The sequence below is a fragment of the Desulfopila inferna genome, assembly GCF_016919005.1.
GTDB classification, from domain to species: Bacteria; Desulfobacterota; Desulfobulbia; order Desulfobulbales; family Desulfocapsaceae; genus Desulfopila_A; species Desulfopila_A inferna.
In genome coordinates, this window is record NZ_JAFFQE010000004.1 from 296,942 (window position 1) to 321,890 (window position 24,949).

General features: G+C 51.1%; 19 protein-coding genes. 11 read left to right on the plus strand and 8 right to left on the minus strand.

Features of this window, described 5'->3' with window-relative positions:
* Positions 1 to 3: 3 nt before the first annotated feature.
* Together fmt and def are read right to left on the minus strand one after the other, a co-directional pair.
* On the minus strand, positions 4 to 954 hold the full coding sequence (gene fmt, locus JWG88_RS12255) for a methionyl-tRNA formyltransferase (RefSeq protein WP_205234063.1): 951 nt from the start codon (positions 952 to 954) through the stop codon (positions 4 to 6).
* On the minus strand, positions 951 to 1,469 hold the full coding sequence (def, locus tag JWG88_RS12260; RefSeq protein WP_205234064.1) for a peptide deformylase: 519 nt from the start codon (positions 1,467 to 1,469) through the stop codon (positions 951 to 953). Before def ends, fmt begins: the two co-directional genes overlap by 4 nt.
* A gap of 182 nt (positions 1,470 to 1,651) precedes the next feature.
* Here def and plsY point away from each other — a divergent pair, with 182 nt between their 5' ends.
* From plsY to gcvH, 4 genes are all read left to right on the plus strand, one after another.
* Positions 1,652 to 2,245, plus strand: a complete 594-nt coding sequence (gene plsY / locus JWG88_RS12265; RefSeq protein WP_205234065.1) for a glycerol-3-phosphate 1-O-acyltransferase PlsY — start codon at positions 1,652 to 1,654, stop codon at positions 2,243 to 2,245.
* Between the two features lie 163 nt (positions 2,246 to 2,408).
* The gene (locus JWG88_RS12270; protein WP_205234066.1) at positions 2,409 to 3,371 is read left to right on the plus strand and encodes an NADPH:quinone reductase; all 963 of its coding nucleotides are present in this window, start codon (positions 2,409 to 2,411) and stop codon (positions 3,369 to 3,371) included.
* 37 nt (positions 3,372 to 3,408) lie between these two features.
* Positions 3,409 to 4,065, plus strand: a complete 657-nt coding sequence (locus tag JWG88_RS12275) for a DUF2959 domain-containing protein (protein ID WP_205234067.1) — start codon at positions 3,409 to 3,411, stop codon at positions 4,063 to 4,065.
* Between the two features lie 311 nt (positions 4,066 to 4,376).
* Positions 4,377 to 4,772 (plus strand): glycine cleavage system protein GcvH, encoded by a 396-nt coding sequence (gcvH, locus tag JWG88_RS12280; RefSeq protein WP_205234068.1) that lies wholly within the window; start codon positions 4,377 to 4,379, stop codon positions 4,770 to 4,772.
* Between the two features lie 96 nt (positions 4,773 to 4,868).
* On the opposite strand, the gene JWG88_RS12285 is transcribed toward gcvH, so the two are convergent.
* A complete protein-coding gene (locus JWG88_RS12285) occupies positions 4,869 to 5,462 on the minus strand; it encodes a response regulator (protein ID WP_205234069.1) in 594 nt (197 codons plus the stop codon).
* 369 nt (positions 5,463 to 5,831) lie between these two features.
* On the opposite strand from JWG88_RS12285, the gene JWG88_RS12290 reads away from it, so the two are divergent.
* The 7 genes from JWG88_RS12290 (at position 5,832) to pncA (ending at position 16,336) form a co-directional block, all read left to right on the plus strand.
* Positions 5,832 to 6,686, plus strand: coding sequence for an AAA family ATPase (locus JWG88_RS12290; RefSeq protein WP_240194417.1), 855 nt, complete (start codon positions 5,832 to 5,834; stop codon positions 6,684 to 6,686).
* 3 nt (positions 6,687 to 6,689) lie between these two features.
* Entirely contained in the window at positions 6,690 to 7,877 is a 1,188-nt protein-coding gene (locus tag JWG88_RS12295; RefSeq protein WP_205234070.1) for a vWA domain-containing protein, read from the plus strand.
* Between the two features lie 93 nt (positions 7,878 to 7,970).
* The gene (locus tag JWG88_RS12300) at positions 7,971 to 9,149 is read left to right on the plus strand and encodes a M20 metallopeptidase family protein (RefSeq protein ID WP_205234071.1); all 1,179 of its coding nucleotides are present in this window, start codon (positions 7,971 to 7,973) and stop codon (positions 9,147 to 9,149) included.
* Positions 9,150 to 9,356: 207 nt separating this feature from the next.
* Positions 9,357 to 9,830, plus strand: a complete 474-nt coding sequence (locus JWG88_RS12305; RefSeq protein ID WP_205234072.1) for a hypothetical protein — start codon at positions 9,357 to 9,359, stop codon at positions 9,828 to 9,830.
* 45 nt (positions 9,831 to 9,875) lie between these two features.
* Positions 9,876 to 14,108 carry an acyl-CoA dehydratase activase gene (locus JWG88_RS12310; RefSeq protein WP_205234073.1) on the plus strand — a complete coding sequence of 1,411 codons (4,233 nt, stop codon included), beginning with the start codon at positions 9,876 to 9,878 and terminating at the stop codon, positions 14,106 to 14,108.
* 180 nt (positions 14,109 to 14,288) lie between these two features.
* Positions 14,289 to 15,719 (plus strand): nicotinate phosphoribosyltransferase, encoded by a 1,431-nt coding sequence (locus JWG88_RS12315; RefSeq protein WP_205234074.1) that lies wholly within the window; start codon positions 14,289 to 14,291, stop codon positions 15,717 to 15,719.
* Positions 15,716 to 16,336, plus strand: a complete 621-nt coding sequence (gene pncA / locus JWG88_RS12320; RefSeq protein ID WP_205234075.1) for a bifunctional nicotinamidase/pyrazinamidase — start codon at positions 15,716 to 15,718, stop codon at positions 16,334 to 16,336. The genes JWG88_RS12315 and pncA overlap by 4 nt, the downstream gene beginning before the upstream one ends.
* A 69-nt stretch (positions 16,337 to 16,405) precedes the next feature.
* Here pncA and JWG88_RS12325 read toward each other — a convergent pair whose 3' ends face one another.
* The 5 genes from JWG88_RS12325 to mfd all read right to left on the minus strand — a co-directional run bounded on the left by JWG88_RS12325 (position 16,406) and on the right by mfd (position 24,930).
* Positions 16,406 to 18,217, minus strand: a complete 1,812-nt coding sequence (locus JWG88_RS12325; RefSeq protein ID WP_205234076.1) for an SLC13 family permease — start codon at positions 18,215 to 18,217, stop codon at positions 16,406 to 16,408.
* A 181-nt stretch (positions 18,218 to 18,398) separates the two neighbouring features.
* A complete protein-coding gene (locus tag JWG88_RS12330; RefSeq protein WP_205234077.1) occupies positions 18,399 to 19,547 on the minus strand; it encodes a glycosyltransferase family 10 domain-containing protein in 1,149 nt (382 codons plus the stop codon).
* A gap of 20 nt (positions 19,548 to 19,567) precedes the next feature.
* Positions 19,568 to 20,641, minus strand: coding sequence for a glycerophosphodiester phosphodiesterase family protein (locus JWG88_RS12335; RefSeq protein WP_205234078.1), 1,074 nt, complete (start codon positions 20,639 to 20,641; stop codon positions 19,568 to 19,570).
* 58 nt (positions 20,642 to 20,699) lie between these two features.
* Positions 20,700 to 21,389 carry an HAD-IA family hydrolase gene (locus JWG88_RS12340; protein ID WP_205234079.1) on the minus strand — a complete coding sequence of 230 codons (690 nt, stop codon included), beginning with the start codon at positions 21,387 to 21,389 and terminating at the stop codon, positions 20,700 to 20,702.
* Positions 21,382 to 24,930, minus strand: coding sequence for a transcription-repair coupling factor (mfd, locus tag JWG88_RS12345; RefSeq protein ID WP_205234080.1), 3,549 nt, complete (start codon positions 24,928 to 24,930; stop codon positions 21,382 to 21,384). The genes JWG88_RS12340 and mfd overlap by 8 nt, the downstream gene beginning before the upstream one ends.
* Positions 24,931 to 24,949 lie beyond the last annotated feature (19 nt).

Consider the following 24,949-nt stretch of genomic DNA (forward strand, 5'->3'; position numbering starts at 1 on the left):
TGATCAGCCGTCGCTAAACCGGCTTCCCGGTTTCAGTGAATGACCGCAGAGAAAGGCTTCGACGCTGAGCCTCTTTTTTCCTTCAGGCTGCAGTTCCCGGAGAAGGAGAGCATCCCTGCCGGTGGCGATGAGTACACCTTCCCTGTCTGCCAGCAGAATTGTTCCAGGCGGTGCATCCACCTGCTTGTGGATCATCCGGGGGGAAAAAAGCCGGTATCGTTTTCCCTCCAGAAATGTGTAGGCGCTCGGCCACGGATCCAGCCCGCGGACCAGGCGGTGGAGCCTGACGGCCGGCAGGTTCCAGTCGATGCATCCCATCTCCTTTTTCAGCGGTGGTGCCATGGTGGCCTGGTCATTATCCTGAGATACAGGGGTGATGTCACGGTTTTTCAACCTGGCCAGGGCGGTAATAAGGGTTTCCCCTCCCAGCTTTGATAATTTGGCAAAAAGCGAACCTGCCGTCTCGTCCTCGTCCATTTCGATGACAGAAGTAAGGAGGATATCGCCGGTATCCATGCCTTCATTCATCTGCATGATGGTGACACCGGCTCTGCTGTCGCCTTCGATTATGGCCCATTGGATAGGCGCGGCACCGCGATGGCGCGGCAGCAGGGAGGCATGGACATTGATGCAGCCCAGCGGGCAGAGCTCCAGAATGGAGACCGGCAGAATTCTGCCATAGGCTGCTACCACGATAAGATCGGCGTTGAAGCCGGCGAGTTCGGCGAGGAATTCAGCGGTTTTTATCTTTTGCGGCTGCAGCACGGTAATTCCCTGCGCTTCGGCAACCAGCTTGACCGGAGGAGGCGAGAGTTTCTTGCCGCGTCCTTTTCTTTTGTCGGGCTGGGTCACCACGGCAACGACCTGATGTTCGCTTACCCGCAGCGCATTCAGAGACGATACGGCAAAATCGGGAGTGCCCATGAAGATAACGCGGAAGCCGTCCGTCCTCATGCCGGTTCCTTTCCGGCGACCATGGTTTTTTTCATTTTCTTCTTGTACAGGTTCCTCTTCAGTGGGGTGAGATGATCGATGAAGAGGATGCCGTTGAGGTGATCGATTTCATGCTGCAGGACCACGGCGAAACGGTCTTCCGCCTCAAGCTCGTGTTCGTTCCCCTCCTCGTCCTGATAGACGAGTGTAATTTTTTTGAAGCGCTTCACGTTCGCGGTCAGTTCCGGGACGCTGAGGCAGCCTTCTTCATCTATCTGGCTTCCTTCGCTCAGGATGATTTGCGGATTGATGAAAGCCTTATAGCGCTGCTCCTCCCGTTCGTCGCCGATATCGGTGATCAGCAGCTGGATCGATTCTCCGATCTGCGGAGCGGCAAGCCCGATGCCGGGAGCATCGTACATGGTCTCGGCCATGTCGGCTATCAGCTCTTTCAGATCATCGTTAAAAACTTCTATTCTCTTGGCTTTTACACGGAGGACCGGCTCCGGATATTGATAAATTCTTCGTATACTCATATCGGTACTATTTTGTAGTGAATTTCTTGTAAATGTGGTGGCACGTTACTCTACCATAGAGTATACAATTGTGCTATCCTCATAAAAGTGCAAGTGAAACCTGCCGGAGCACATCGTTTTATAGAAATTCGCGCAGGAATATCTTGATTGGCCGCAGGTGATAATATCAGGGGAAAACGTTTATGGAAATAGTTTTACTGCTTTGCAGTTATCTTGTCGGGGCGATCCCCTTCGGGCTGGTGGTTGGTAAAATGGCAGGAGTTGATGTTCGGCAACATGGCAGCAAAAATATCGGAGCAACAAATGTCAGCAGAACACTGGGCAAGAAGCTCGGCGCCGTCACTCTGATTCTTGATGTTTGCAAAGGTTTTATTCCCATGGCCGTTGCTTCTTCAGTTCTTGGCACTGAACCCTCTTCTGCAATAGTTGTCTATGGCTGCGGCATCATGAGCGTTCTCGGCCACATGTTTCCAGTCTACCTGGGCTTCAAGGGCGGTAAAGGAGTGGCCACCGGGCTGGGTGTTTTTCTGTATCTTTCTCCACTGGCAATCTTGATAAGTCTGGTTATCTTCGTTGCTGTCGTTGCTGTATCCGGATATGTTTCCGCAGGCTCCCTTCTTGCTTCGGGACTTTTCCCCCTGTGGCTCTATCTTTTCAATGGATCCCGTTTGATAATCATCTGTGCCGCGGTGATTGCCGGCCTGATTTGGGTCAAGCATCATGAAAATATCGGCAGGCTGCTCAGAGGCGAAGAAAAAAGCTGGAAGAAAAAATAACGTATCCGCCGCCGGCACCGGCCATCCCCTGAAAAAAGAAACAATCTGTTTACTTCTTGATTTTTCCGGGATCAATGGCGGAATATCTCTCAAATGATTACAGGAACAATATGGTCTGGTCGGAGGTTTTTCTGCTATCCTATAATATAGCATGGAGGAGATAATGAAGGCTATTCGGGTACGTACCTTTGGAGAACCTGAGGTATTGAAGCTGGTTGATCTGGACATTCCGGAACCCGGCAGTGACGATGTTCTGGTAAAAGTGGAGGCAATAGGAGTTAATCCGGTAGATGCCTATATCCGTGCGGGCAATTATCCAATTATACCTGCGCTGCCGTTTACTCCGGGAAAAGATGTGTCGGGCATTATCGTCAAGGTTGGAGAGGATGTAAAAAAATGGAAGGAAGGTGACAGAGTATACAGCGCCGGGACTCTGAGCGGAGGCTATGCAGAATATGCTGTCTGCCGACATTCCCAGGTCTTCTCCTTGCCGGCGAATATGGATTTTACCCATGGAGCGGCTATCGGTATTCCCGGAGCCGCTGCCTGGAGAGCGCTCTTTACCCGGGCCCGTGGTAAAAATGGCGACCGGCTGCTGGTCCATGGCGCCAGCGGCAGCGTTGGTATGATCGCCATCCAGCTTGCGGTCTCGACCGGCCTTGAAGTATCCGGTACAGCAGGAACCGAGAAGGGGTTGGCGCAGATCAGACAGGCCGGTGCGAAAAAGACCTACAAGCACAGCGACCCGCGTTATCTGGAAGAAATTGTGGCCGACTGCGGTGAGAAAGGCTACGATATCATCCTGGAGATGCTCGCTAATGTGAATCTGGCTAATGATTTAGCGCTGCTCGGTACCAGGGGCAGGGTCGTTGTCATCGGCAGCCGCGGTGAGATCACCATAGACCCGCGAGCGACTATGGCCAAGGAAACCGAAATCCTGGGCATGTCGCTTTTTAACAGCTCCGATGAGGAAATGAAGGAAGCGCAGGTGGGGCTCTATCAGCTGATGAGCAGCGGCAGGCTGGTGCCGCAGATTGCCCAGCAGTTGCCATTGGAAGAGGCTCGAAAAGCGCACCGGCAGATTCTGGAATCCGGAAATTCCGGAAAGATTCTACTTATCCCCTGAATTGGCCGGGCTCGAAAAAGAAAAAAAGGAGAACGAAATGCGAGTATCGCTGATATTGTCCTATGCTGCCATAGTGGCGGTCGTTCTGGTGCTAAGTGGCGGCTGTTCCGGGACATATTATAACGCCATGGAAAAGGTGGGTATCCACAAGCGTGACATTATGGTGGACCGCGTGGAAAAAGCCAGGGATTCACAGGAGGACGTCCAGGAGCAGTTCGCCTCGGCCCTGGAACAATTCGATGCCGTGGTCTCTCTGCAAGAGACCGATTTGAAAAAGGCCTATGACAAACTCAATGCCGAATATGAGGCAAGCCGTGAAGCGGCTGACCAGGTCTCGGACAGAATAGATAAGGTTGAAGCAGTGTCGGAGGCGCTTTTCGAGGAATGGGCTGAGGAACTGGAACTCTATCAGAACAGGGAGTTGCGGAGCAGCAGCAGAGAGCAGCTCAACCTAACGAAATCGCGCTATTCTCAGATGCTGCAAAGCATGCACCGCGCCGAAAAAAGCATGGAGCCGGTTTTGAGAATATTTCGTGACAACGTTCTTTTTCTCAAGCACAATTTAAATGCACAGGCCATAGGATCATTGCAGGGGGAATTTGCACATCTCGAGGGAGAGATAGAAACTTTAATCGAGCAGATGAATGCAGCTATAGAATCGTCGAATGCCTTTATCGCCGAAATAAAAAGATAAAATAAGCGGATCCGGGGAAGGAGTCGGGGGGCAAATTTTTTTGCGGCCGATTGTTTTTTTCGCTAAAAAACGAAAAGCCTGAGATAAATTATTATACGTGTTGTCGGAAGCTTAATAGCTATTGAGGACACTCCAGTGCCTGAGTAATGAATAGATGGTGTAATTATCTTGAAAAGGAGCTGTGAGTTTGCCATGATAGTTTTACCTCTGCATGAAATTCCTGGGAGTTGCCGGTCAAATCCAGGTTTCGTGACGGTTGTCGTGTTGGGCAGTGGACTTTATCCAGAGAAATATTTTATAAGGAAAAGGTTATGAAGGAAATACGCGAGCTGCACGTTCCGGGTGATCGGAGCTATACGGAAGACCATGAGTGGGCAATGGAGGATGGGGAGCACATCAAGATCGGCATAAGTGATTATGCCCAGGACCAGCTTGGAGATATCGTCTTTGTTGAGTTGCCTGACGTCGGCGATGAATTCAGGAAAGGTGATGAATTCGGCGGGCTGGAATCGGTTAAGGCTGTTTCCGAACTGTATCTCCCTATAAGCGGTACTATAGTCGCAGTTAATGAAAAACTCGAGGACGAGCCGGAGCTTCTCAATGAAGATCCCAACGAGAACTGGATAGTTGCGATAGAACCTGCGGATTTAAGTGAGCTGGAGGAACTGATGAGCAGCAGCACGTACCTGGACATGCTGCGCGTATAAGCTACTTGAAGTCGTAATTATGGCGTGCTCTCCGGTGTTGAAAGAGAGCACTCCGAAGCATCTCAACCCGAACAATAAACGGGGCGGAACCCGGCTTCAGTCTTCCTCGGAGTAATGTTTCGAGAGGCAGTCCGGACATATGCTGTGGCTGAATTTTGCCATGGTGTTGTTTTCGATATACTTTTCCAGTTTATACCAGGCTTCATCATCACTTCGTATGCCGTGGCAATGCATGCAGATGGGCAGGATTCCCTGAAGGGTATCGACATGATCCAGCGCCCTGCGCAACTCTTCCACAGTGCTGCTCAGTGAATGCTGTATGGTCACCATTCGCTCCGCTACCCTTACCCTCGCCCTGAGCTCATTTTCGTCGAAAGGTTTGGTGATGTAGTCGTCGGCACCGGCATCAAGGCCATAGACAATATCGTCCGTAGTGTTGCGGCCGGTAAGCATGATGATGTAGATGGGGGTGTCCAGTTCCAGGGCTCTGGCCCTCTGGCAGACTTCAAGACCGTCCATTTCGGGCATCTCCCAGTCCAGGATAGCTATCTGGGGTGGTTCCTTGTGCTGCAGCAAGTCCCATGCTTCAGTGCCATTTTCAGCTGTTTCGACCTTGTATTTCCATTTTTCCAGAATAACCTGCAGCATTAAACGCGAGGTATAATCATCTTCGGCTATCAAAATCTTCATGGATTACTCTTCTCCCTGGCTAGCTGAAAAATTACTAAAAAACAATCTGGCACTTTACATGAGTGGTTTTTCTTCTTCATGTAATGTACCCTTTTCCTGAAGATGCCGCGATGAAAAAAGCATGCAGCCATTTTCAAGATATCAGTCGCTTATACCATATCGATGGAGAGGAGAAAAGGGGGGAGATGCCAAAAAATTCCGGACGACCTGCAGTTTTTTTGCAGGTAATCTCTTCTTTATTTTGAGAAAATATGTATAAATGCGGCAAAATGATTGAAGAACCTTTCTCTTTTCTATGGAAGAAACATTCCGGTGTTATTTACCGGTAAGATACATAAGAATCATATTGAAACGTATTAAAATGAGGTAATGAGTATTATGGATATGACCAGGTTTGAAGGATCGCGGAATTATGTCCTCGATGAGGAACTTTCCAAAATCGTTAATATCTCAATGGCACTGGAGATGCCCCTGCTTCTCAAGGGAGAGCCCGGGACGGGAAAGACCATGCTGGCTCATGCCGTGGCCGGCAGTTTGGGCATGGAGCTGATTGTTCTGAACGTCAAGTCGAATATGAAACTGATAGAGGCTCTCTATCAATATGACACGCTGACCCGGCTCAATGACAGCCGTTTCGGCGATTCAACACGAAACGTCAGTGAAATCACCGAGTACATTCGCATGGGCAAAATAGGCCAGTCCTTTGTCGCCCCGAAGAGATGCGTTTTGCTGATCGACGAGATCGATAAGGCCGAAACGGAATTCCAGGATGATATGCTTGATGTACTTGATCAGATGGAATTTGATATACTGGAGACCGATGAAGTGGTCAGGGCACAGCACAGACCGGTGATTATCATCACCTCAAATGCGAAAAAAGATCTCTCAGATCCCTTTCTCGGCCGCTGCAATTTCCACCATATAGCCTTTCCGGAACCGAAGATGATGCGTAAAATTATAGATGCTCACTTTGGTGATATTTCCGATGTGCTGGCCCAAAATGCCATAGCTGCCTTTTATGAGCTGAGAAATATAGATGGGGTCGAAAAAAGACCCGCTACCAGGGAACTGATCAACTGGATACGCGCTCTGCAGGCTGATCCCGATTTTAACAGCGGCAAAAAGCTGGCCAGGGAGCTGCCCTATCTCGGTGTGCTCTTCAAGAAGAGCGGTGATTATCAGCGTGCGGGCAACTCATTGACCAAAAGAAGCCTCTTTAGATAATTTATGTTTCTTCAATTCTTCTATACCCTGAAAGAAGTGGGAATTCCGGTAAGTCCCACCTCCTTTCTTACCTTCCATAGAGCACTGGCCTATGGGCTGGTAGGCTCCGTTGAGGATTTTTATGCTACGGCCAGGACGGTTCTGGTCAAAAGTGAAAAATATTTTGATCTCTATGATCAGGTGTTTGCCCATATTTTCGAGGGCGTCGATATCCCCGGGAGGGAAGAGGAAGAGTTTGACCTTATCGCCATGGGCATGCTGGACGAGTGGCTGAAAAACCCCAAAGAGCTGGCCGACAGTCTGGGCCTGGATGAAAATGAATTAAAACGCATGTCTCCCGAGGAACTGCTCGATTATTTCAAGAAGCGGCTCAAAGATCAGGAGGGCCGCCACGATGGCGGTTCAAAATGGATCGGTACCGGAGGAACCTCACCTGTGGGACACGCAGGCTATCATCCAGGTGGAATGCGGGTGGGAGGGGTGTCCCGCGGCAAAACCGCGATTAAGGTTGCCAATGAGAGGCGCTATAAAAACTATTCAATGCATGCTCCTTTAAGCCGCGTCTCGATGGGTGAAGCCTTGAAGCGGCTGCGCAATCTGGTGCCCCGTGGCGCCAGGGATCTGCTGGATATCGATGCCACCATCGACCAGACCATGAAGAACGGCGGTGAGATAGAACTTGTTTATCAGCGGGCGGTGGTGGACAGGCTTAAGGTGATACTGGCCATCGACAATGGCGGCTGGTCAATGGAGCCCCATGTCGATCTGGTCCAGGCGCTTTTTGCCCATTCGATCAGCCAGTTCAAGGATGTGAAGACATATTTCTTCCATAACACTATCTATGATCTTCTCTGGGAGGATCCGGCACGCTACAGAAGGCCGGTTACCGTTGATGAAATCGGGGCAAGGGATCCGGACACCCGGCTCATTATCGTCGGGGATGCCAGCATGGCGCCCTACGAGTTGATGTCAACGGACGGTTCTATCTATGCCTTTGAACGAAGCGGCAGACCCAGTGTGGAGCGTCTCCGCTTTTTAGCAAAAATCTTTCCGCATGCCGTATGGCTCAATCCGGTCGAAGAAAGTGTGTGGCATTACACCCATACCATCGGTGTTATCCGTTCTATCTTTCCCATGTTTGAGCTCTCACTCGATGGGCTGGAGAAGGCGGTCAGTCATTTAATGCGGTAAAAAAATCTGATTACCGCAGAAAACAGCATCTTATGGCCTGCAGCTGAGGATTAAGAGTAATCAGGATAAAAATTAATCAGTAATCCGACAATAATGAAAGATCTAAAAAGCAGAATAGATAAGATTATCCCGCGAATGAAAGAACTGCGCAGACAGATTCACCGGAATCCCGAACCGGCTTATGAAGAATTTGAGACGGCAGCTGCCATCGTTGAACATCTTGAAAAGATAAAGGGGATGGAGCTAAGGACAGCAGTGGGCACCACCGGAGTCGTTGCCCTGTTGGGCAGGGAAAAGAAGGGGCCATGTATCGCCCTTCGTGCCGATATGGACTGCCTGAGAATGGAGGAGCAAAACCGTTTTTCCCACGCCTCCCGAAAAAAAGGGTTGATGCACGGTTGCGGCCATGACGGTCATATCGCCTGTCTCGCCGGTGCGGCTCTCGTCCTTGGCGAAATCGTGGAGAAGCTGCCGGGACCGGTGAAATTTATCTTTCAGCCGGGAGAGGAGAATGGAGCCGGCGCCAGGGAAATGATAAAAGACGGCGCCCTTAAAGATCCGGTGCCCCGAGCCATCTTCGGGCTGCACGGCACCCCCTCCCTGCCTCTTGGAACGATTGGCTTACGCAACGGCCCGATGATGGCGGCCTCACGATATTTCAGCATCAGGATCAGAGGCAGGGGGACCCATGCGGCTATGCCTCATAAGGGAATAGACACCGTACTGGCAGCCAGCCAGATCATCTGTGCAGCCCATACGATAGTTTCAAGAAACATCAACCCGCTGGAAGCAGCTCTGATATCTATTCCCACCTTTGAGGCCTCCAAGGCACCTAATGTCTTACCGGAAGAGGTGAACCTGCAAGGAACCCTGCGAGCTCTTTCCCGTGAAACCAGAGACTTTTTGGAAAAGCGGCTGAGAGAGGTTGTCACCGGGACTGCACGTGCCCATGGCGCCAAGGGAACAATAGAATTCTATGGGGGCTATCCCCTCCTCGAAAATGACCGGCACTGCTGTGAATATGTCGCCGCAACCGCGGCGCAGACCATCAACCGGGAAAATATTCGATGTGACTATCCGCCTTCTCTTGGAGCGGAAGATTTTTCTTTCTATCTTGAACATGTTCCAGGTGCCTTCTGGTGGCTCGGACTTGGCATGCCGGGTGAGGAGGATTTCCCCCTGCATAATCCGCGATTCGACTTCAATGATGACGCCATCGGGTCCGCTATAACCCTGCATTGTCTGTTGGCGATCAACTCCCATCAGCTTTAACTCTTCCTGCCATTTCAAACCGAGGCCGTATTTACCTCCTGTTCCGTACTCCCCTTGCGGTTGAATTCTGCGACTGCCGATCTATTGGAAAAATCATAAGAAAAAACCCTTCTCCCTTGCTATGAATAACGGGAAGTGATGCTTGACTTCAGGTGCGATACGTATATAATTGAGCAATACGTACTTAGTAACAGGGGAGGTATTGTGATGGCAAGGAAGGTGACTGTCAGCATCCCGGATATGTTGTACGAAAAGATGGAAAGGTGGAGAAGATCTTTCAATCTTTCGAAGATGTTTCAGGATGCTGTGGCGGAGGCGATCCAGAAAAAAGAGGATTTCCAGAGAAGAATTCAGGAAGATCTCGATCTTAGCGAAGTCATAGAGCGGTTGCGCAAGGAAAAGGCACAATCCGAGGGAGATTTTTTTGATACCGGCAAGCGTGACGGCGTGCTCTGGAGCAAAAGTGCCGTTTATGATGATATCATGTATGCCCTGGCCTGGAAAGATCTTGACAACGGACCCTGGGACAGGATTCTCGGGCCCTATTTTTCTGAAAAGATCGAAGGCAGCAAGCTGATGGCCCTGCATGACGATACCGTGAACGATTATGCCCGCATGTATATCCATGGCTGGAAAAGGGGTTTGCATGAATTCTGGGAAGAGATAAAAGACAAGCTTTAGTACTGGCCTGGCTTTCCACAATTGTCGATACAGAAAGAGGATCTGATGTCTGTTGCAAAAATCATTCTTTCCATAGATGCAGGATCGGTTGCCGTAAGTGTTGTCAAACTCGATGGTGACAAAAGGCTCCTGGCCAGCGACTACCGCTTTCATAAGGGTGACATCAAAAATACCCTGCAGCAGATGGTGGAGGAATTAGGTCTTGAGGGTGTGACGCATGTGGTCGCCACCGGCTCTACCCCTGCTGTGGTTCAAGCGCAGCAAAGGTACGACAATCAGATAGCTGTGATTGAGACGGTCAGACAGTATCATCGTGAACAGCGGGCAGTGCTGGTTGTCGGGGGGGAAAAATTCTTTTACTCCACCTTCGATGATCAGGGGCATTACGCCGGTTCCACCTGTAATACCTCCTGTGCCGCAGGAACCGGAAGCTTTCTCGACCAGCAGGCTTCCCGGCTGAAAATGAAAGATATTGAGGAGCTCAGTCTTACCGCCAACCGTAACAGCGGTCGCTGTCCCCGGATCGCTTCGCGCTGTGCGGTATTCGCCAAGACCGATCTGATTCATGCCCAGCAGGAAGGCTATCAGTATGAAGAGATCAGCGACGGACTCTGCCGCGGACTGGCAAAAAATATAGTCGATACCCTCTTTTCCGCCGGCAGACTGCCGCAGGAGATCCTCTTCTGTGGAGGAGTCTCGAGAAACAGAGCAGTTGTCGATCATATCGAGAAACTGGCCTCGGTCTCACTTAAGGTGCCCGAACAGGGAAACCTTTATGGGGCTCTGGGGGCTGCCTTGTGTTTCCTTGCTGAGGAGCAGGAGTTTCCCGCAATCACTATTGACTCGGCCGCGGATATTCTGCGTTCCTCCGCGGTGGAGAAAAAATATTTTTATCCGCCCCTGCAGCTTTCGCTGTCGACGTATCCGGATTTCTCCAGCCTGGAGAGGTATGAGCATGGCACCCAATGGAACAACCCGGTGGAGGTTGATATCTATCGGATGCCGGACCAGGCAGAGCAGGTCTACCTGGGTGTCGACATCGGCTCAACCAGCACCAAGGCGGTGCTGCTTAACGACCAGGAGGAGGTGCTGGTCGGCCTCTATACCCGCACGGCCGGACGGCCATTGCCGGCGGTGCAGCATATCTTTGAGGCCATAGCGGGGATTGAACAGGACAAGAACATTCGTTTTCAAATCATGCAGTGTTCCACCACCGGTTCGGGAAGGAAATTCATCGGCAAGATTATCGGCGCCGACATCATTCTCGATGAGATTACCGCTCATGCAAGGGCGGCTATACAGCTTGATCCGGAGGTGGACACCATCATTGAAATCGGCGGACAGGATGCCAAATTCACCACCCTGCGAAACGGTAGGGTGACTTCTTCGACCATGAACAATGTCTGCGCTGCCGGCACCGGTTCTTTCATCGAAGAGCAGGCCACCCGCCTGGGTTGTAGTGTCGAGGAATATGGAGTCCGTGCCGAAGGTGTTCAGGCTCCCATGGCAAGCGACAGATGCACAGTTTTCATGGAACGCGACATCAACCATCATCTCAGCGAAGGGTTCACCGTCGACGAGGTACTGGCTTCGGCTCTGCATTCGGTGCGGGAAAATTATCTGATGAAGGTGGCCTCGGAGAAGAATATCGGCAATACTATTTTCTTCCAGGGCGCCACAGCGAAAAACAGGCCGCTGGTTGCGGCATTCGAACAACGGCTCAGAAAGCCGATCATGGTCTCGAAGTTCTGCCACCTTACCGGCGCACTCGGAGCAGCACTTGTCGCCCGCGAAGAGATGGCCGGCGAGAGTACCGCCTTCAAGGGACTCGAACTCTACCGCAAAGAAATTCCGGTGACCTCTGAGGTCTGTGAGCTGTGTAACAACAGCTGCAAAATCTCCATTGCCGATACACCATCAGGCAAGGTTGCCTACGGATTCCTCTGCGGCAGGGAATATGAGGATACCTCGTTTGTGCACAAGGATACCGGCGCCATGGATTTGCTGCGCCACAGGAGAAAACTGCTACCTCAGCAAAAACCGGCACCACCGCGTGAAGACCTGGTCATCGGCCTGCCGGCAGCGGTGCATATGGTAGAGGATCTGCCGTTCTGGCAGAATTTTTTTGCCACTCTCGGTATTCGGACAATTTCCAGTTCGGCCCAGAAAGGCAGAGTGCCGGCAGGTAAGAAAATAAGTCTCTCGGAGTTTTGTGTACCCATTACCGCGATGCACGGTCATGTTGATTACCTGCTGGAGCGCAGCGATTACATATTTCTGCCTTTTTATCTTGAAAACAGAAACAGTGAGGCACGCCGGCAGTTCTGCTATTATACCCAGTTCCTGCCGGGCATCATCGCCACCATAGGTGAGCGGACCACGGGAAGGATTCTGTCGCCGGTCATCCGCTATCTCTATACCTCTTTTCATGCCAAAATCCAGATTTACAGAATGCTTAAAGGCATCCTGAAGGATTCTCCAGGGTTTATCGAGATATCCCAAGCGTATGATCATGCAATGGAACAGAACCGACAGTACCGTCAGGCTCTACAGGAGTTTTTTCTGGAAAACACCGGCAAAAGCGGCGATGTCGACGTGGTCCTTCTGGGTCGGCCCTACTCCGTTCTGTCTCCCTCGATGAACTGCGGTATTCCGGAGATATTTGCATCACAGGGCATCAATACCTTCTTCCAGGATATGATCCCCTATAGCGAAGCTGATGTTGAGAAGATAGCGCCACTGCTGGAGGAAATTCATTGGCAGCATTCTGCAAAAATTCTGGAAGTCGCCGAGGTTGTCGCTCAGAAAAAAGGCATCTACCCTGTTTTTGTTACTTCATTTAAATGCTCGCCGGACTCCTTCACCCTGGAATATTTCAAGGCGCTGATGGAGCAAAACAATAAGCCCTATCTCATTCTCGAGTTGGACGAACATGATTCGAGTGTCGGGTATGAGACGCGGATAGAGGCTGCTGTCCGTTCTTTTCGTAATCATCATCAGCAGGCGAATGACATTGTATCCCTTGCTCTGCCGGACTATCGCTATATCAATCCCCGGCACGAGAATGATCTCAGAGGTAAAACCATTGTCCTGCCTAACTGGGACAGGATAACCTGTGCTTTTCTGGCGGCGGTACTGGAGCGGGAAGGCCATACCGCCTATGCCATGAAGGAATCGGATGAAACTATCCGGCAGAGCCTGAAATATAACAGTGGCCAATGTATCCCTCTCAATGCCGTTGCCGAGGGATTCGTGGCGACCATGCATCATTATGATCTGGCACCTGAGAAGACTGTTCTCTGGCTCAACCGCTCTACCCTCGCCTGCAATATCAGGCTCTATCCCCATCATATCAAAACCATTCTGCATGAACGCGGCATGGAGGGCGCCGGCATCTATGTCGGCGATTTGAGCTTTGCCGATATCTCTTTGCGTGCGGCTATGAACGGATATTTTGCCCACATGTTCGGGGGACTCCTGCGGCGTGTGGCTTGCGCCGTACGACCTTACGAATTGGACAAAGGCAAAACCGACAGGGTGCTGGAGAAGAGCATTCGCATTCTCTGCGACGCCTTTCGGGGAAAACGTTCCAAGGAAGAGGCATTGAGTGAGATCATTACCCAGTTTCAGTGGATTGAAACCAGGGATGAACGGCGTCCCAAGGTGGCAATCTTCGGTGATATTTATGTAAGGGACAACAGGGTGATGAACCAGGATCTGACCCGATTTATCGAGAGCCACGGGGGCGAAGTCATCACAACGCCCTACAGTGAATATGCCAAAATGATTGCCGGAACCTATTTCAGGAAGTGGTTCAATGAAGGAAAATATCTCGATCTCTTGTCCAACAGGGCTATTCTGGCCACCATGCTGCACCTTGAAAAAAAATACAGCATGATTTTCGACCGTATTCTTGAGCATTCGCTGCACAGTTACGAAGACAATGCGGAAGACATCCTTGCGGAGTATGGGATCTCCGTAGAGAATACCGGTGAATCCATGGATAATATCCTCAAGATTCATTACATCAAAAAACACTACGGCGATGTCTCGCTCTTTGTGCAGGCCAGCCCGGCACTCTGCTGCGCTTCGTTGATAACTGAAGCCATGAAAGGCAAAATCGCTGAGAAGACCGGCGTGCCGGTGGTTTCAGTAATCTATGACGGTACGGGCGGGGGGAAAAACGATGTAATCGTGCCTTACCTCAAGTATGGCAGGAAAAAAGGGTATGGCAGGAAAAAAGGGTCTGGCTCGGAGAGAATCTGGTCTCAGCTATAAGATACTTCCTTTCCTCTCCGGACTCCACGGATGTGTATTGATTTCTGCAATACTCCTTACTGATTTTTGAATAAAAGCTCCCCGACTGCTATACTTTATTAAGAATAAAAAATCTTTCTGCTGCCAGACCTGGAGCAATCTTCCGGATATTTACTGTCAACCCTTACTGGATATGAGCGGATGAGGATTTTAGAAAAACATGCAGGCCTGTACACCGATATGTACCAGCTATCCATGGCCCAGGCGTATTTTCTGGATGGCAGAAAAGACGATTCTGCCGCCTTCTATTACTTCTACCGCAAGAATCCTTTCAAGGGAGCATACGCGGTCTTTGCAGGCCTTGATGATCTGCTGCAGATCCTGGAGGGGCTGCATTTCGAGGTGGATGATATTGAATACCTTGAGGAGAATGGTTTCGATAAGAAATTTCTAGCATATCTCAAGGATTTTCGGTACCGGGCCGACATCTACTCTGTCAAGGAAGGGGAAATTGTTTTCCCCAATATGCCTGTTGTCGAGGTGCGCGGAAACATCATAGAGGCACAGCTTAGCGAAACGCTGTTGCTCAATATGCTTAACCTCTCCTCGCTGATCGCCTCCAAGGCGGTCCGAATGCGGCTTGTTGCCGGAGACAACAAGATTCTGACCGATTTTGGGATGAGAAGGGCGCATGGGTTGGGGGCTATTCATGCTTCACGCGCCACCATCGTGGGGGGCTTCGATTCCACTTCCAACGTGTACTCGGCCTTTATGTATGACCTTAAAGCCAGCGGCACCATGGCGCATTCCTTTATTCAGAGCTACAATGATGAAATTACCGCCTTTCGCCACTTTGCAGAAGCACGGCCAGACAACTGCATAGTTCTGGTCGATACCTACGATACCCTGTACTCCGGCATTCCCAATGCAATTCGGTTGGCTCATGAAATGGAGGAGAGGGGAGATCGGCTGGCCGGGATAAGACTGGACAGCGGGGATCTGGCCTATATGGCCAAAAATGCCCGGCAGATGCTTGATAAGGCCGGACTTGGCTATGTCAAAATCGTGGCATCCAACAAAGTGGACGAGCATGTCATCAGAAGTCTGCGGGACCAGGATGCTCCGGTCGATATATACGGCATTGGTACGGCTGTGCTGACCGGGCAGCCGGATGCTGCCCTGGACGGAGTCTATAAACTGGCAATGGCCTCGGACAGGCCACGGCTCAAGCTCTCGGAGTCCGTACATAAAGTGACCTTTCCTGGATTGAAGCAGGTACACCGCTTCAGCGATCATCATGGCGAGTTCATGGCGGATGCCGTCGCTTTGGCAGAGGAAGATCCGGGAGAGATCAGCGAGATACATCATCCTTTCGAAGGGGGTAAATCACTGAAGTTGCAGGCCTGGTTATCCGAACCACTACTGGAAAAAATGATGGAAAAAGGAAAAGCGCTGCACCGGGTACAGCATCCCGCCGAGTCCTATGAATACTTAAAAAACAGATTGAAAAGACTGCCCGGCGAATACAAAAGATTTGAGAACCCGCATATCTACAAAGTGGGCTTGAGCACAAAGCTTAATGAGATGCGCAACACGTTGATTCGAAACTTCAAACAACGGAAATCCACATGAAAGCACTGCTTATAGTAGACATTCAGTATGATTTTCTGCCTGGAGGCGCCCTGGAAGTTCCGCAGGGGGATGTTGTAATTCCGGTAGCCAACAGATTGCAGGATTTTTTTGAGCTGGTTGTCGCTACCCAGGATTGGCATCCTCCTGATCATGCCAGTTTTGCCTCGAATCATCCGGGTAAAAAGGCCATGGAAGAGATCGAACTTGACGGAATACCACAGATCCTCTGGCCCGATCATTGCGTACAGGGCTCTGCAGGAGCTGCTTTCTCAAAAGAGCTGCAGATGAACAAAGTGGAAGCTATCTTCCGTAAAGGTATGGAGCCCGCCATAGACAGCTATAGTGGTTTCTTTGATAACGGTCATAAGAAATCAACCGGTATGGGCGACTACCTGAAAGGAAGAAATGTTGATACAGTATATGTTTCAGGGCTCGCAGGAGATTTCTGTGTGAACTACACGCTCAACGATGCTTTGATGCTGGGCTTTAATGCAGTATTGGTTGAAGACGGCACCAAACCCATTGATCCACCGGCTTATGAAAAAGCCATGCATAAACTCAAAGAACAAGGACTAGAAAGTATTCGCAGCAGCGAAATTGATTCGCCGATAAGGTGAGGAGAAAACTGACAGCTCTTCACTGTTCCCTGCCTGCAGCACTCGCTGATACCACCGGAAGACTCCTCCCTACAGCCCCCAGATCAAGGGAACCATTATGGCGACCACCACTACAATGAGCGGAATGAGAGCGACACCGAACTTGAGGTAATCACCGTTTGTATACCCACCCGGCTTCTTCACCAGCATGGGGGCGGGGTGGCCCACGGCCATGAGAAAACTTGCCGAGGCACCGACGATTACAGCAACGGCGAATGCTTTGGGATTGGCGCCAAGAGAATTGGCCACCTGGATTGCCACAGGGGTCATGATTACAGCTACTACCGCATTATGCAGCGGCTGAGTAAGGATCACCGTAAGAAGTGTTACTGCAATCAAGGCGTAGAGGGGGCCTAAAACACCTGCGGTGCTGACAATCATCTCTGACATTTGAGAGGCTGCCCCGCTTTTTTCCAGCGCTGCACCAACAGGATACATGCCGCCGATCAGGACGATGGTTCTCCAGTCGATGCTTGCATAGGCCTGCCCGGGAGAGACAGTGCCGATAATAATCATCCCCGCTGCACCCAGCAGGGCGGCAATGGCAATGGGCAAAAGGTTAAAGAAGGTACTAAGAATAACCGCCAGGAAGAGAAGAGCGGCAACAGGGGCAAGGTGCCGGAGTTTCCGAGGCGCTTCTTCCCTGCGAGGAGGATGCAGCCACAAAAAGTCGGGTGCCGGTTCAAATTCCCGAACCCGATCCCGTGTACCGAACAGCATGAGGCCATCGCCTTCCCGCAGAGGGCGATCTCTGGCATCGGTGCGATAGGGGCGCTTCTCACGCCACAGGGCGACGCAGGTCAGGCCCGTCTCTTCGCGCATATGAATATCCCGGAGGGTCTTACCGATTACAGTAGAGCGCGGTGGAACCACCACCTCAATCATCTCAAAAAGGCTCCATGAAAATTCTTCATGGGCATCGGGCTGGCCCAAAATGGTCAGTCCACTGTGCTCACCGGCAAGCTGCATGATCATTTCCCTGCTGCCGCCGATGGCCAGAATGTCCTTTTCCAGGAATCGAAAATCACCATCTTCCACTGAGAGCTCTGCGCCGCCTCGAAAAACGGCAATGATACTCAGGCCGTATTTTCTGCCAATGCCAAGATCATGCAGCGGCTGACCTGCCACCGAAGATCCGGGCTTGACCAGAAGTTCCCAAAGGCGTTCATTGAGATCGTAGATTTTGACAAGATCGTCGTCGGATTCATGCTGCTTTTCCTGGGTGCTGCTGCGGTCGGGCAGAATCTTTTTGCCGACGAGCAGGGTGTAGCCGATGGTCAGTGCCACGAGGATTGCACCGATCGCGGTAAATTCAAAAAGGCCGAAGCTTTCCGAAGTGGATTTTTGCAGCAGGCTGTCTACCACCAGGTTATGGGAGGCTCCTATCAGGGAGAGGTTTGCTCCCATCAGAGAGGTTACGGCCATGGGCAGCAACAGCCTTGAACCATCAATTCCATTTTGACGGGCCAGGCGGAGTGCTGCGGGAATGAAGATTGACACCGCTGCCACGATATTGATAAAGCCGGATAGAAGACCGGGGATCCCGGTACCAACCAATACCAGCAGAAACCTGCTGTCCCTGCTGATGGTGATCAGCCGGTCGGCCACCCATTTGACCACTCCGCTGCGCACCAGACCAGAGCTGATGACGAGCAGAGCAGCTATCGTAATTACCGCATTGCTGCTGAAACCGGCAAGGGCTTCTTCAGGTGTCAGGACCTTGGTAATGACTAAAGTGACCAGCACCAGGACTGCTACCACATCTGCTCTTATCCACTCGGTGATAAAAAAGAACAAGGCTACCGTGAGAATAATGTAAATGAGAATGCTCGCAGGTGTCATTTCTTTAATTTTACCCCTTTCCCGGAGAGAATAGGTTGATAAAATATCAGATGAGATAGTGCAACTACGGCTAAGCCGGTTATGAATGGCGCAACTTCAGCTGTAAGTCTTGGTCGGTGCCCTGTGAAGAAACATAAGTCCAGGTCGACCTGATGTGAAGGAAAGGTACTGGAAAAAACTCTTACGGAGACTTCCGGCGCTTGCGGGCCAGAAAACGGTGATAGGCTATTATGGCGCCCTTTTGACTGAGGCTGCGGATACCAGCGACAGGATTTTTTATGCGCATAGTCGAGCGGTTGCGGATCACTTTTCCCATCGTGGTCTTGGTAATTTTCCCGTTTGTGTCATTGATGAGACGGTGCAGTATGGCGAACAGGTTCTGTTCTTCGAGAACGCGCCTTCGTGCCTCGATGATGGCGGGAAGCCGATCCTGGTATTCGTTGTTAGCAAGGTGATAGCGGATGATTTCCAAAGACTTGCGGTAGTTGCCGATATCTATGGGGATGAAGCTGTCCTTGGGAAAGTAGGCGGAACCATTCGGCGCTCCGTGATAAAAGGGCAGGGCGTATCCAAGGAAGGCATCCGGCATTTTTTCGGTCAGATGATGCTGATAGACATGATTTTCAATAACCAGATGAAACCTGTAAGGGGCAATGGCCTCGGCCTTGTCCTGCATAGGCAGGACCCCGTGTCCGTATATATCCAGCTCGGGGATATCAGCTTTGAGGGCCTTGGTGAAGTCGACCCTGGCAGAATGTAGCGTGACTTCGCCGCGCCGCTGGGAGCAGACCGTGGAGAGTGATCTGCTTTTTCGCAATGGCGCTGTGTCTGACAATTCATCCCAGGTAATGAACCGGCCTTCCTCTCCAAAAGGGAGCCCATAATACCAGATCAGGCCGGGATGATGAAAAAAGACATTGGGGTGCCGCATTGCCCATGGCTCCTGAAAACTCAAAATGCGGCCGAACTGCTTCAGATAATCGGTGCCGAAGATTGAAATTGAGGATGGCTCGCCGGTGATCAGAATGGTTTTTTCCCGGGGGCAGCACAGTTTTTCTTCGGTGAAGAAGCTCTTTGAGCGTGGCAGATCCTGATAGACAACGAGCCAGTCATACTCCCGGTCGTCGACATCAAAGGTAAAGAGGCAGTTGCCCCATTGCGGAAAACATCCGGGAAACTGACGAAGAAGGCCGGCGGCGGAATTGCCTCTCTCCAGTCCTCTATGCAGGAATTTCACCCTGAAGCTGTGGTTGTTCCAGCGGGGGGAGCAGGTTTGTCTGCCGTTAAGCTGACTTTCGGTGTTGTCGAAGGAAAAGAATTTCTCTGCCACTATGCTGTATCCCGGTGTCCTTATTGAACCCTTTTTAGTCTTTCCAGGAGTGCGTCCGGATCGCTAAGAATGCCTGAAGCATCATTTTTTTCTTGTGGCGAAGGGGTATCCCGTGGTTTTTCCACAGAAGAGGCCTTTTGCTTGAGGAAAGAACGTAGCCCTGCCGGATGTTCAAGTGCCAGGCCATCTGCATTCAACTCAAAAAGAATCTTTTCGTAAAAGGATTCAGGGGATATTACAGAATCTTGCGGTACAGTGATGAAGATTTTCATTCTCAACCCCTGACTGTCGACGATGAGGCGTTTGAGATTTTCCTCTTCCACCACATCGACATCATCGAGCATAAGTGCATAGGCATATTCAACAGCTACCCGAAGGCCCAAGCGAGTGAAGAGCCACTCGTAACTATAACCTGACCACCTCTCTTTTTCACGGCGCATGGTCTCACGGCCGCCGGCAGCCTCTATACCCTGGATCAGCTTGACCTCTAACGGCAATCCAGGCAGGAGGTCCTGGTTGATTCGCTGCAGTTCATCCGGATCAAAACACTTGAGAAAGATGACGGTATCGGAGTTGGAATTGGCGATAACGGCATCAAGTACAATTGAACTTATATCTCTGGCTTCATTGGCGTGAAACCAAGGATATTTGATAACCGGCAAAATCCGAGGGGCGACTCCGAAGCTCGAACCCAGATGCGACAGCAGACCCAGGGCATCATCGAAACTGGTCAGATGAGTTGTGGCACCTCGGTCACCCTCATGCCTGCGCAGTGAAAGCTGCTGTATTTCTGAAAGTGTAAAGTCAATGAGGTAGAAATTGCCGTCCTGTCTGCTGCGTCCGGGAAATATATCGGCTACATTGGTCTGCGGATCAAGGAAGAGATCATCGAAGACCACAGGGATATTATCTCTGGTGAGCAGCAATGGCAGCTCAATGAAATCGGGGCGCTGCAGTGCGGCAATAACCAGAGACGGCAGGGAATAGGAGCTGCCCCGGTTGCCGTGGTAGATAATCTGTTTTTCCTGACTTGCCCAGAGGGGGGAGTGGAGAAAAAAAAGCAGAGCTGCTATCAGCAGGACACGGTCCCTCATTTTTGTTTTCCTCATTTGCATAATTTCGCCTCGCCCCGGTGTTTGAAGACACAATCACCTATGGCGTCATCAGTTCGCTGAAATCGCCGATGGAGTGATAGTCAGGCGAGTAACGGGCGGCAAGTTTCGAACTTGGTCTGGCGACATGGACCAGGTGTGTAATACCATACTGCCTGGCGGCATGGAGAACCTTCTCGGTGTCATCGGCAAAGAAAGTTCGTGTTTTATCAAAATCCAGCAGATTTTCCAGGCCATGCCAGAACTGCAGTTGTTCCTTGGCCTCTCCGACTTCCTCTGCACATATTATCCTGTCGAAAAAAGATCCTATATCAGTTTTGGCGAGTTTTATCTCAAGGGTGGTGGAATGGGCATTTGTTATGAGGCAGAGTCGTTTATCCAATGATTTGACAAAATCAAAGAAATCGAGAACATGATCGTGCACGTTGATGAGATGGTCGATCTCACGCTTCAGTTCGGCGATATCAAGATCGAGCTGCTGGGTCCAGTAGTTGAGGTCGGTCCACTGCAGGGTGCTCTCAACGCTGCGATATCTGGCGAGCAGGGACTCTTCCGCCTCCGCTGAGGAAAGGCCGTGCTTGCGGGCAAAAACCTGGGGCACATGTTTTTCCCAGAAATAATCATCGAAATATTTATCCAGAAGCGTGCCGTCCAAATCGAGCAGGACCGTGTCAATGGCGTCCCAGGGATAAGGTGTATCCAGTGCGGAGTATGAGGCTGATTTATTCATGAGTGAGCTGTTGTAGTTCTGTGAGCAGGTTGTGGCATGTTTTGAAGATATCGTCTTCTCCAGTTTTTGCCGTGGACGCGATAAGCCTGCCGTCCGGCAGCAGTCTCGAAGGTGATTTTTTTTCCTTGGCCGCGCGCTTCTCAATATACCTCAATAAAGCCTGAGGCTGCAAGGGAGTGTCTTGCAGAAATGACAGCACCAGACTGTCCTTGCCTTTCTCCAGTTTTCCGACCCGGAGGAAACACAGAGATTTTTTCAAGGCCATGATGGCAAAGAGATGGTCGGTCTCCTGCGGCAGCCTGCCGTATCGGTCGGTCAACTCATCTTTGAGGTCTTCGAATTGCTCATCCGTTTGATGTGCAAGAGCCGAAATGCGGCGATAGGCAATGTAGCGCTGGCCGATATCGGGGATGTAGCTCTCAGGGATATAGGCAGACACCTGCAGGTTAATTTCGGGATCGATATCATCCTGTCGTTGACTTTCATCGCCGAGTTCTGTCCTGGTTTTGAGATCGGCCACTGTTCTCTGCAGCAGATCAAGATAGAGGTCATAGCCGATGGCGGCTATATGGCCGCTTTGAGACACTCCCAGAAGATTGCCGCCGCCACGGATCTGCAGATCGCTCATGGCAAGTTTGAAGCCGCCGCCCAGTTCATTGTAATCCATCAGTGATCGTAATCTCTCTTTGGAATCACGCGAAAGTGCGTCAACGGAGGGGACCAGGAGATAGGCAAAGGACTGACGTGCAGAGCGGCCGACTCTGCCGCGCAGCTGGTATATTTCGGCAAGACCCAACATGTCGGCACGATTGATGATGATAGTGTTTGCTGTGGGAATATCGAGACCGGATTCAATGATGGTGGTGCTGACCAGAACATCGATCTCCTTGTTGACGAACTGCACCATGATCTGTTCCAGCTCCTTGCCGGCCATCTGACCATGGGCCACGGCAAGGCGTGCCCCGGGTACGAGTTTCTGGATTTTAGCGGCCATCTTCTGGATCGATTTAACCCTGTTATGGACGAAAAAGGTCTGCCCCTCTCTACGCATCTCTTTTGAGATAGCCTCTTTAATTACCAGATCATCAAAGCGCGCCACAAAAGTCTTGATGGGTTGGCGGTGCTCGGGTGGAGAAGAGATGACCGAGAGGTCCCGAATACCCAGGAGCGACATCTGTAACGTTCTGGGAATTGGCGTGGCGGTCAGGGTGAGTATGTCCACCTCGGATTTGATCTTTTTGATTTTTTCCTTATGACTAACCCCGAATCGATGTTCTTCATCGACAATGAGAAGACCAAGGTTTCTATATTTAACATCCTTGGAGAGAAGACGGTGGGTGCCGATGATGATATCTATTTTTCCCTCGGCGAGATCTTTGAGTATTTTTCGCTGTTGGGCCGATGTTCGGAAACGATTGATACAATCGATGGCCACGGGAAAACCCTGCAGTCGTTCCCGGAATGTATGCAGATGCTGCTCGGAGAGCACCGTGGTCGGCACCAGTACGGCGACCTGGAAGCCATCCTCGACTACCTTGAAGGCGCCGCGGATGGCTACTTCGGTTTTGCCGTAGCCCACATCTCCGCATACCAGCCTGTCCATGGGCCTATCCGAGGTTAGATCGCCTATCAGTTCGGAGATGGCGCGATCCTGGCCTGAAGTTTCATCATAAGGAAATGACTCTTCAAGTTCATGGTAGAGTTCGCCGGGTGGAGAGAAACGTTTGCCCTCTCTCAACTCCCTGGTGGCATATATATCGAGCAGTTCCTGGGCGACCTTCCAGACCTCTTCCTTGATTTTGGACTTGGTCGTTTTCCAGGCCTGGGTACCGAGTTTGTCGATACGCGGTTTTCTGTCGGAAAGCCCCTCGTATTTGCTGACCAGGTTCATGCGATCAACGGGGAGGTAGAGTCTGTCCCCATCCCGATATTCTATCAGCATGAAGTCGTTTTTGGTGCCCTGATATTCCATGGTGACCAGGTCGACATAAACCCCGAGTCCATGGTCGCGGTGAACAACGATATCACCATGATTGAGCTCGGCAAAGTTCAGGACATCAGTAGTCTTGGGCCGTTTTTTGGCCTTGGTACCCAGCCGCAGCTCGCCGAAAAGCTCACTCTCGGAAAGGAGGTGGATATGCTTGTCGGGTAGACTGAAGCCGCGCTGCAGGGGATGATCACAGATCAGCAGGCGATCATTCACCTCGATAGTATCAAGCTGCAGGGGAGGACTGATTTTTTCGATGTCATAACCACGCTTGCTCAGCAGTTCGGCAAGATTTTTGGTGTGTCTGGTTGATCGGCAGCAGATGACAATTCGGTCCCGTTGCTCCTGCCATTCATGAAGCTGATCTGTCAGAGGGGCAAGCAGTCCCCGTTGACGCCGCTGCAGTTCGATATCCTGCTTCAAGAGGCGATGATTGACGGTGGTCTGGCGAATGTGCCGGGGAGAATCCTCCTGAAAGTCTGAAATATATACTTTTTTGAAGGACTGCAGACGGTCGTCGATGCCATTGCTGTCAAGGAAAAGCTGTTCAGGCGGCAGGGCCGGTTGTCCACTGCTTTCAGCTTCACGAAAATTGGAGAGGATGCGTTCATGGACGAGTTCGGCATTATGTCTGCAGGCTCCGGGGTCAACAACAACAACGGTGGAGTCCTGGGGGAGAAAGTCAAAGACGGTGTCGGTACTCCGATCGCTCTCCCGGTAAAACAGGGGCAGGAAAAATTCCGCACCGGCAAAGCGACCAATGCTCTTTAACCTCTCAAAGAGGGATTCCGCCTGTTCCTCATCCCAGGAGCGGTTCTCCCCTTCCTCACGGAAACTCTTGAAAATTGCGGGAGAGCAGTGGGACCTGCGGCTTTCATAGAGAATATCGCTTACCGGCAGAAGAATGGCTTCACTGAGCTCTTCCTGCGATCTCTGGCTGTAAATATCAAAAGAACGCAATGATTCTATTGTGTCGCCGAAAAAGTCAAGCCGCAAGGGACCTATGTGAAATTCTCCGGTTTCCTGAAGGAATGGTGGTGGAAAAATATCTATAATGCCACCCCGGATCGAAAAATCGCCAACGCCGCGGACCAATGCGGCCTGCTCATAGCCAGAGCTGATCAACAGAGCAATCAGATCCTGTTGATCGACATCTTCTCCCGTCATGATAAGTTCCGCCCTGTCGGTAAGGATGTGACGGGGAAGAACTCTGCGCATCAATGCCTCGATAGAGGTGACAACCAGTGATGGGGCGCGGTTTTCCTGAAGGGAGAAAAGGGTGGAGAGACGGGCTGCGGTTGTTCTTTGGTCCGGGGAGATCGGGGTGTAAGGTGGAATTTCATATCCCGGATAGGTTAGTACCTCTACCGAGGAAAAAAGCCGCAGGTCTTCCTCAAGCAGCGGAACACTATGTTCGTCCGGAACAATGCAGCAGCAGGTTGTGCCTTGGGCAAGTTGTGAGCTGAACCAGGCATGGCTGCTGCCTCGCAGACCGGAGAGAAAAAATTCTTTCTCAGTTGACTGCCTGATGGAGGTTACAAAATCTGTTGACATGAAACACGCGCGGTTGCCG

Coding starts and splice junctions, on each gene's coding strand:
- fmt (WP_205234063.1), bottom strand. CDS start 954: ATGAGGACGGACGGCTTCCGCGTTATCTTCATGGGCACTCCCGATTTT.
- def (WP_205234064.1), bottom strand. CDS start 1,469: ATGAGTATACGAAGAATTTATCAATATCCGGAGCCGGTCCTCCGTGTA.
- plsY (WP_205234065.1), top strand. CDS start 1,652: ATGGAAATAGTTTTACTGCTTTGCAGTTATCTTGTCGGGGCGATCCCC.
- JWG88_RS12270 (WP_205234066.1), top strand. CDS start 2,409: ATGAAGGCTATTCGGGTACGTACCTTTGGAGAACCTGAGGTATTGAAG.
- JWG88_RS12275 (WP_205234067.1), top strand. CDS start 3,409: ATGCGAGTATCGCTGATATTGTCCTATGCTGCCATAGTGGCGGTCGTT.
- gcvH (WP_205234068.1), top strand. CDS start 4,377: ATGAAGGAAATACGCGAGCTGCACGTTCCGGGTGATCGGAGCTATACG.
- JWG88_RS12285 (WP_205234069.1), bottom strand. CDS start 5,462: ATGAAGATTTTGATAGCCGAAGATGATTATACCTCGCGTTTAATGCTG.
- JWG88_RS12290 (WP_240194417.1), top strand. CDS start 5,832: ATGAGTATTATGGATATGACCAGGTTTGAAGGATCGCGGAATTATGTC.
- JWG88_RS12295 (WP_205234070.1), top strand. CDS start 6,690: ATGTTTCTTCAATTCTTCTATACCCTGAAAGAAGTGGGAATTCCGGTA.
- JWG88_RS12300 (WP_205234071.1), top strand. CDS start 7,971: ATGAAAGATCTAAAAAGCAGAATAGATAAGATTATCCCGCGAATGAAA.
- JWG88_RS12305 (WP_205234072.1), top strand. CDS start 9,357: ATGGCAAGGAAGGTGACTGTCAGCATCCCGGATATGTTGTACGAAAAG.
- JWG88_RS12310 (WP_205234073.1), top strand. CDS start 9,876: ATGTCTGTTGCAAAAATCATTCTTTCCATAGATGCAGGATCGGTTGCC.
- JWG88_RS12315 (WP_205234074.1), top strand. CDS start 14,289: ATGAGGATTTTAGAAAAACATGCAGGCCTGTACACCGATATGTACCAG.
- pncA (WP_205234075.1), top strand. CDS start 15,716: ATGAAAGCACTGCTTATAGTAGACATTCAGTATGATTTTCTGCCTGGA.
- JWG88_RS12325 (WP_205234076.1), bottom strand. CDS start 18,217: ATGACACCTGCGAGCATTCTCATTTACATTATTCTCACGGTAGCCTTG.
- JWG88_RS12335 (WP_205234078.1), bottom strand. CDS start 20,641: ATGAGGGACCGTGTCCTGCTGATAGCAGCTCTGCTTTTTTTTCTCCAC.
- JWG88_RS12340 (WP_205234079.1), bottom strand. CDS start 21,389: ATGAATAAATCAGCCTCATACTCCGCACTGGATACACCTTATCCCTGG.
- mfd (WP_205234080.1), bottom strand. CDS start 24,930: ATGTCAACAGATTTTGTAACCTCCATCAGGCAGTCAACTGAGAAAGAA.